We start from the raw sequence: 7,470 nt of genomic DNA, 5'->3' as shown, positions 1-7,470 counted from the left end.
GTCCCGCCCGTCCGTTTTGGACGGGCGGGACGCCCATCCCACAAACTTGTGGAAGTTATTTAATTCTCATTCCTTAATAAGTACAGCTTCCTGTACTTACCGCAAGATGGTTCTGTCCTCAAGCTTTCGACTCATTGCAGAGTCTTGTTCCCGTGTGCCCCACGGTACAATTCAAAACCCAAAATACAGGTTTCTAGGCGTACTTGTTGCTCGAAGTTTTTACCCGCGCAAGCTTTTCTGCGCTCAAGCCCATAACTTCAGTTTTCAAGGTGCGTTGCCTTCAGGCGACTGGGTTTTTAATGTGGTTGAATACCCTAGCCACATTACAATATTATCATGACCAAGAATAAAAAGTCGTCCTAGAAGGACGGGGCTTTAGACCCAATTTTTTGGTAAAATGCTTGCAGAGGCTGGTGCAGAAAACGGGCCGATCGCCCGATCGCCATTGTGTCTCACGGCTTTGTATATTCAACTCTAAAACTTAAAATTGCACGGACGATCTGAAATAGCTGACAGCTACATTATGACCAAATTGACTCTGGTAATCGGCAACAAAAATTATTCCTCTTGGTCGCTGCGCGCTTGGCTGGCGATGAAACAAGCTGGACTGGAATTTGCCGAGGTGAGAATCCCCTTAGACTGGCCGACAACCCATGAGGAAATTCGGCGCTATTCTCCTTCGGGAAAAGTGCCAGTTTTAATCGACGGCGACTTGAAAGTGTGGGAATCTTTAGCAATTTGCGAATACGTTGCAGAACGTTTTGCAAATGATTTGTGGCCGACAGATGTAGCCCAACGGGCGATCGCCCGTTCCATCTGCGCCGAAATGCACGCGGGTTTCCAAAATTTGCGCGACAATATGCCGATGGACTGCCGCAACCGCTATCCGGGAGAAGGGAGGACTCCCGGTGTAGAAGCAGAGATCGATCGCATCTTTGCCATTTGGCGCGAATGCCGTCAAAAATTCGGAACAGGTGGCAATATGCTATTCGGAAAATTCACAATTGTTGACGCTATGTTTGCCCCCGTTGTGATGCGTTTTGTCACCTACGGAGTCAAATTAGATTCAGTAACAAAAGCTTATGCGGATGCGATTTTGGCCTTGCCTGCCATCCAGGAATGGGTAGCAGCAGCTTACAGCGAAACGGAAAGTATTCCACACATGAAAATCTAGGAAAAATCAGTTTACTTAAACTCAAATCTCAAATTTCAAGTCTCAAATATGAAATCAGGATGCGGATTCTTTTAGTTGATGATGAAGTTGAGTTGACTGACCCTTTAAGTCGAGTTTTAACGCGCGAAGGTTATACAGTTGATGTGGCATTTGACGGGGCAAGTGGCATCAATTTAGCAATGCAGGGCAATTACGATTTGCTAATTTTGGATTGGATGCTACCGAGACAAACCGGACTGGCAATTTGCCAGAAATTGCGATCGCAAGGACGGAATACGCCAGTGCTATTTCTCACCGCCAAAGATACCGTAGACGATCGCGTACAAGGACTCGACGCGGGTGCAGACGACTATTTAGTCAAACCTTTTGAACTGCGAGAATTGCTAGCCAGAGTCCGCGCCTTGCTGCGGCGGCCTCCTACTTTTGATGCCGAGGTTGCTGTCGGGCGGCTGCAAGTTGCAGATTTACAGCTAGACTACGACAATCAATTAGCTTATCGGGGCGATCGCACAATTGACTTATCAGAAAAAGAATGTCAGTTATTAGAATACTTAATGCGCCATACCGGTCAATTGCTAACACACGAACAAATCCACCAGTATTTGTGGAGTGAAGCAGAAAAACCCAGCAGCAATGTATTAGCCGCTCAAATTCGCCTGCTGCGCCGCAAAATAGAAGTTCCGGGCGAATCTGTCCTAATTCACACAGTCTATGGCAGAGGCTATCGCTTTGGAGAAGCCAATTAAAAATCATAGAAATTGTACAAAAATCATTTTTACTTCTTCCCTCTTCCCTCTTCCCTCGGACTGACATCCATTACATCCGTTACATCCGTTACATCCGTTACATAATCCGTTGCCGAACTTCCTTTTTCCTTCGGCTATATTATCTATTATCGGGAAAGTGTGCACCCTAAACCAGCCTTTACGTATCTTGACAAACCAAAGTAATTACTGTCACCTCCGGCGGACAAAATAGTCTTCCCGGCGCATAAGTCCCCAAACCGCGATTCACGTACAGCAAATTACTCCCAACCTGATGCAAACCGCTAGCCCATTCCCAGTGAGTAACTACTCGATCCCAAGCCGACAGAAAAGGAATGAACTTTCGGATTCGTTTAGGAATAAAATAGCCAATTTTTCTGACCCAAGCGTACAAAGGGCCGATACCAGGAATAACGATTTGACCGCCGTGAGTGTGCCCAGAAAACTGCAAATCAATCCGCCAATTTTGCAGATTTTCAGCAGTATCAGGATTGTGAGACAAGACAATCCGAGGAATTGCGGGATTTATGGATGCCATTACAGGTTTAGGCGCAAAATCGCCCGACCAAAAATCTGCTAACCCAACTAAAGCCAATTCAGACCCCAAAGGATAGATTGCTTCGTTGTACAAAACCCGAATTCCGACGCTATTTAAAGCATTAGTAACCTCGGTTTTTGCCCTTGGCCAATAGTGGTCGTGATTGCCCAAAACCGCGTAAATTCCTACCCGACTTTGCAAGTTTTTCAATCGCTGCACTAAGCCGTAAATAGGTGCGGGATCGTAGCTAATAAAGTCACCGGTTAAAAAAATTAGATCGGGTTCAGCTTCATTTGCCGCAGCAATCGCCTCTTCTAGCAACCATTCCGACAGCCGCACCCCGTCATAGTGAAAGTCCGTAAGCTGTACAATTTTAGTACCGGATAGATTTGCTGGAAGATTGGCGATTGGTATTGTTAAATACTCTATTCGCAGTTTCCCAGTTAATAACCTGTGCATAAATCTAAAGTTTATTGATGACAGAGCGCTACCTCTAGCTTAGCAAATAAACAAGCAAGACTGCCAAACTAGATATTCTTCCCTTTTCCTTCTGTCCTCTGACTAATGACTACAGTCCGGGACGCAAAAAGTGGGATTACTCAATAAAAATGAAACAAAAATACCTAATCTTCAGTTAGGCTTTCTTGCAAAATTGTTTGGGTTTTACGCCCCCAACTACTACAGCATTTTTATAAAAAAATGACAAGCGAAATCCCCATCGCATCGGCTTACCACGCGGGGATTGCCCCTACCAAACACTATCTCATCACTAATGATTTATTACTAAGGATCGCGAATTAAATAACTTACAATTTTAATTGTTATTGTGGGATGGGCGTCCCGCCCGTCCAAAAAGGACGGGCGGGACGCCCATCCCACTTTCAAGAGTGGAAGTTATTTAATTCTCATTCCTAAGTAAATGGAAATAAACATGGCGTAGGGGAGGCAGAGTTTTGCATTAATAATAAACTGGTGGCTAGTATAGATCATTGCCTTACCCGCCCCTAATATTTTTTATTGTTTGTCGAGTCTGCCTACTTCTTAACTAATAACTTTTGACGAATGCCGCTTCTTCTCAATATATTGCTGGTGGTAATCCTCTGCCATATAAAATTCAGCAGCAGGTTTGATTTCGGTGGCAATATCTTTGTCGTATTTACCCGAAATTTGCAATTTTTGTTTGGAGGCGCGCGCGGCTTTTTCTTGTTCGGAATTGTGATAAAAAATCACCGACCTGTACTGTTCGCCTCTGTCGGGGCCTTGGCGATTGATTTGGGTAGGATCGTGACAGTTCCAGAATACCTCTAGCAGTGCTTCGTAACTCACCTGCGATCGATCGTACTCTATCAGCACAGATTCAGCGTGACCAGTGACTCTGGCGCAAACATCCAGGTAGCAAGGATTCGGCCAGTGACCTCCTGTGTAGCCCGCAGCAGTCGAGACGACACCCGCAACGGCGCGAAACTTGTGTTCAACTCCCCAAAAACAACCGGCGGCAAATGTGGCTTTTTCCATCGTGTTACTCATCGTATTGGGTTCAAACTTGGCAATAAATTATGCTTGACATATCCCCATAAGTGTGCATTCCCAAACTAATCGCGGCTGTACGTAGTTTAACAAATATTGTCGTGCTTTCTCCAAGGGCTCTAGGGGCGATCGACTAATTCCCCCTGCCAAAAATTGCTGCCAATAACAGTGTTGTAAATAATCGATTAACCACAACTGAGATTCAGTATCTAAAGTTTTATCAATTTCCTTTGCCAATTCCAAAGCAGACCGCAGATTTTGAGGCAACTGCTTCACCTTTTGCAGCAAATCATCGGGTATTGATTGCAGTTGCTGCCAAATAGAAATCGCCTCCCCAGGACTGCCCTGAGCCATCCCCAGTACCTCGGAATGATTCAAAATCTCCGCGAATCCCGCTTGCTGCAAAACTTGTGCCATTGCTTCGGGATTCAGCCGAGAAAACGAAATTTTTTGACAACGCGAAATTAAAGTTGGCAGCAAAAGTTCCACTGTCGGAGCAATTAAAATTAGGGCCGCTTTTCCCGGTTCTTCCAATGTCTTCAATAAGCCGTTAGCGGCTCCCTCAGCCATTGTTTCTGCTTGTTCCAACACTACGACTGAACGTGCTGCTTCTAGCGGCGGTCTGCTGAGAAAATTACTGATTTCTCGAACTTGTTCTAAGCGAATTTGTGGTGGTGCTTTCCGCTTTAAACCGGCTTCCTCTGCTTCCTTTGGTGTAAGCCGTTTGCCTTGGTTCATGTAAGTTGGTTCTACCCAAAGTAAGTCTGGATGATTTCGCTGTCTCACGCGATTTTGCACGGAGGCTATTAGTCTGGTTTCGGGAATATTGGCTGAGAATAAAAGCTCGATGAAACACTGAGCGGCTAAACTTTTGCCGATGCCGTTAGAGCCGACAAATAAATAACCAGGAGCAATTCGGTTTCGCTCGACTGCTTGAGTTAGCAATTCTACTGCTCGCTCTTGTCCGATTAATGATGTAAAATAATTCATGTTTGCTCAGGAAGAAGGAAGTTCGGCAACGGATTATGTAACGGATGTAACTCACATCTTGCACCATTCTCAGGAACAGGCAAGATGCCTGTTCCACAAAGAGTGAATTTTCTTGTGGAACAGGCATCTTGCCTGTTCCTAAACAAGTAATTGAGAATGGTGCAAGATATCAGATGTAACGGATATCAGGATGAAGGATGAAGGAATAAAATCTAGGGCTTCAGCAATTAATAACATCTTAAGCGTCGGGGTGGTTGCTATAATACCAAAAGGTTATTGTGTTTTAACGGACTGCTCAATAATTGTTTTGAGTTAAGAATGTTAAATTGTAAGTTGCCGGAGCCGGACAGGGCATTGCCGTGTCTCTACAGATTATCTAGCGCTATTTTTCAGAATTGGTATTGTAAATCTTCATTGAGTTTATAAGCAATTATAAACAATAATGGTATCATATCGCTATGAGTTGACAAGGAATACGCACACATCAAAGAACGAAAGTCTCAAATGCAGCTAACAGAGAGGCACATCATTAAATCGACGGAACACCGTTTTACTGAAATTGACGAACTAGCCTTTAAATCCAAAAACCTCTACAATGCCGCCAATTACGTCATTCGTCAGAGCTTTATTTATGGATGGGGCTATGTCAATTACAACGAAATGAACCGTTTGATGAAGTCTCATGAAGCATACAAGGCTTTGCCTGCTAAAGTAAGCCAGCAAATCTTGATGGTGTTAGACAAGAATTGGAAATCGTTTTTTGAAGCAGCTAAAACTTACAAAGCTGATTCTTCAAAATTTACTGGTCGCCCGAAATTGCCAAAGTATAAAGACAAAACCAAAGGGCGAAACCTTCTCGTCTACACCATTCAAGCAATTAGCAGCAAAGAGTTGAAGAAAGGAGTCATTAAACTTTCTGGTACTGAACTTTCAGTCAAAACGAAAGTAAATCCCGATCGGATTTGTCAAGTTAGGTTGGTTCCCAAGTGTGATTCTTATGTAATTGAGGTGATTTATGATGAACCGGAGTCCACCGCTAGTAACGACAGCTTTGTAGCTAGTATTGATTTGGGACTGGATAATTTAGTGGCGCTAACTTCAAATCAACCAGGATTTATTCCACTGTTGATTAACGGGCGACAATTAAAATCGATCAACCAGTTCTATAACAAGCGTAAAGCACAATTACAATCCCAATTAAAAGGGAGTCGCAAAACCTCGTTACGTATTCAACGCTTAACCCGCTGTCGCCACCAAAAAGTAGATAATTATTTGCATCATACCAGTCGTAGGATTGTCGATATTTTGGTCGCACAACAAATTGGGACGCTAGTAATTGGCAAAAACGCACAGTGGAAAACTGAAATTAACCTAGGAAAGCAGACTAACCAAAATTTTGTCAGTATTCCTCACGCTCGATTAATTGAGATGTTGGAATACAAAGCTTTCTTGGTTGGAATTCAGGTAATCGTGCAGGAAGAATCTTTCACGTCACGGGCAAACTTTTTGGGATTAGACCCAATTCCTGTTTACGGGAAAACAGAAAAAGAACCTGTCTTTACTGGGAAACGGGTCAAACGAGGCTTGTACAAAACATCGACTGGTCAACTAATTAATTCCGATGTCAACGGATCTTTTAATATTCTCAGAAAAGCAATCCCAAATGCGTTCAGCGATGGGATAGGGAGCTGCGTAGTTCAGCCGAGGCGGGTCAATCCGCTCAAAGTAAAAGTGAAAGGGGAGGGGCTTAACGCCTCCCATGTCTATAAATGACTATACTTTTACCAGCTATTATTTAAATATCCCCAAGCTTCTAACCGGCGAGTTACAATAGCTTGAATTTCCTGAGCGACTTCATATTCAGGCCGATCGGCATTTATGCGAACAATTCGAGATTTATTTGCCTCGGCTAACTCCGAAAAACCTTGCTGCACAAGGCGGTGAAACTTCAAATCCGCTTGCTCGATCCGATCGCACCCTCCGCGAGCCCTTACCCTCGCCAAACCCTCCTCCACATCAATATCCAGCCACAAAGTCAGATCGCTTTCCAAGCCGCCGGTGGCAATGTCATTCAACTGCTTAATTAAATTTAAATTAAGACCGCGGCCGTAGCCCTGATAAGCGATCGTAGAGTCAGTAAAGCGATCGCATAAAACAATCGTTCCTTTCGATAACTCGGGTTTGAGAAAAGTTTCGACGTGTTGAGCGCGATCGGCAGCGTACATGAGTAATTCTGCTCGATCGGATACAGATTCGCCCCCATCTTGTTTCAGCAGCAAATGTCGCAGTCCCCTTCCCAGCTCAGTACCCCCCGGTTCGCGAGTAGCCACCAAGCGGACTCTCAGAAAGCAACTTACTTGCAGGAACTGTATCAAGCGCTGCATTTGCGTAGTTTTACCCGCACCTTCAACCCCCTCAAACACGATAAGTTTGCCTTTCATTGCCCTAACTTTCCACCTGAATAAAATAAATCCATA

At 44.2% G+C, this 7,470-nt stretch carries 8 protein-coding genes; 4 read left to right on the top strand and 4 right to left on the bottom strand.

What is annotated here, in order from left to right; all coding sequences use genetic code 11:
* The 3 genes from QT987_RS17995 to rppA form a co-directional block, all read left to right on the top strand.
* A partial coding sequence (locus QT987_RS17995; RefSeq protein WP_333242404.1) for a hypothetical protein occupies positions 1 to 340 on the top strand: 340 nt, incomplete at its 5' end.
* Positions 341 to 523: 183 nt separating this feature from the next.
* Positions 524 to 1,174, top strand: a complete 651-nt coding sequence (locus QT987_RS17990) for a glutathione S-transferase family protein (RefSeq protein ID WP_333053124.1) — start codon at positions 524 to 526, stop codon at positions 1,172 to 1,174.
* A gap of 59 nt (positions 1,175 to 1,233) precedes the next feature.
* The gene (gene rppA, locus QT987_RS17985; protein ID WP_333242400.1) at positions 1,234 to 1,920 is read left to right on the top strand and encodes a two-component system response regulator RppA; all 687 of its coding nucleotides are present in this window, start codon (positions 1,234 to 1,236) and stop codon (positions 1,918 to 1,920) included.
* 178 nt (positions 1,921 to 2,098) lie between these two features.
* Here rppA and QT987_RS17980 read toward each other — a convergent pair whose 3' ends face one another.
* The 3 genes from QT987_RS17980 to QT987_RS17970 all read right to left on the bottom strand — a co-directional run bounded on the left by QT987_RS17980 (position 2,099) and on the right by QT987_RS17970 (position 4,993).
* On the bottom strand, positions 2,099 to 2,935 hold the full coding sequence (locus QT987_RS17980) for a metallophosphoesterase (protein ID WP_333242397.1): 837 nt from the start codon (positions 2,933 to 2,935) through the stop codon (positions 2,099 to 2,101).
* Between the two features lie 582 nt (positions 2,936 to 3,517).
* Positions 3,518 to 3,991, bottom strand: coding sequence for a peptide-methionine (S)-S-oxide reductase MsrA (msrA, locus tag QT987_RS17975; RefSeq protein WP_333242394.1), 474 nt, complete (start codon positions 3,989 to 3,991; stop codon positions 3,518 to 3,520).
* Positions 3,992 to 4,030: 39 nt separating this feature from the next.
* Positions 4,031 to 4,993, bottom strand: coding sequence for a DNA polymerase III subunit delta' (locus QT987_RS17970; RefSeq protein WP_333233085.1), 963 nt, complete (start codon positions 4,991 to 4,993; stop codon positions 4,031 to 4,033).
* A gap of 504 nt (positions 4,994 to 5,497) precedes the next feature.
* Here QT987_RS17970 and QT987_RS17965 point away from each other — a divergent pair.
* Complete coding sequence (locus QT987_RS17965; RefSeq protein ID WP_333242390.1) at positions 5,498 to 6,766, top strand: transposase; 1,269 nt, start codon at positions 5,498 to 5,500, stop codon at positions 6,764 to 6,766.
* Between the two features lie 8 nt (positions 6,767 to 6,774).
* On the opposite strand, the gene tmk is transcribed toward QT987_RS17965, so the two are convergent.
* A complete protein-coding gene (tmk, locus tag QT987_RS17960; protein ID WP_333242388.1) occupies positions 6,775 to 7,434 on the bottom strand; it encodes a dTMP kinase in 660 nt (219 codons plus the stop codon).
* Between the last annotated feature and the right edge of the window lie 36 nt (positions 7,435 to 7,470).

This window comes from Microcoleus sp. SVA1B4 (assembly GCF_036700545.1).
Lineage (GTDB): Bacteria > Cyanobacteriota > Cyanobacteriia > Cyanobacteriales > Microcoleaceae > Microcoleus.
This window is presented reverse-complemented; position numbering and strand designations above follow the sequence as displayed.

What these genes read in the sequence shown, in the direction of transcription:
- msrA (WP_333242394.1), bottom strand. Translation starts at nt 3,991, where the DNA reads ATGGAAAAAGCCACATTTGCCGCCGGTTGTTTTTGGGGAGTTGAACAC.
- QT987_RS17965 (WP_333242390.1), top strand. Translation starts at nt 5,498, where the DNA reads ATGCAGCTAACAGAGAGGCACATCATTAAATCGACGGAACACCGTTTT.
- QT987_RS17990 (WP_333053124.1), top strand. Translation starts at nt 524, where the DNA reads ATGACCAAATTGACTCTGGTAATCGGCAACAAAAATTATTCCTCTTGG.
- QT987_RS17970 (WP_333233085.1), bottom strand. Translation starts at nt 4,993, where the DNA reads ATGAATTATTTTACATCATTAATCGGACAAGAGCGAGCAGTAGAATTG.
- tmk (WP_333242388.1), bottom strand. Translation starts at nt 7,434, where the DNA reads ATGAAAGGCAAACTTATCGTGTTTGAGGGGGTTGAAGGTGCGGGTAAA.
- QT987_RS17980 (WP_333242397.1), bottom strand. Translation starts at nt 2,935, where the DNA reads ATGCACAGGTTATTAACTGGGAAACTGCGAATAGAGTATTTAACAATA.
- rppA (WP_333242400.1), top strand. Translation starts at nt 1,234, where the DNA reads ATGCGGATTCTTTTAGTTGATGATGAAGTTGAGTTGACTGACCCTTTA.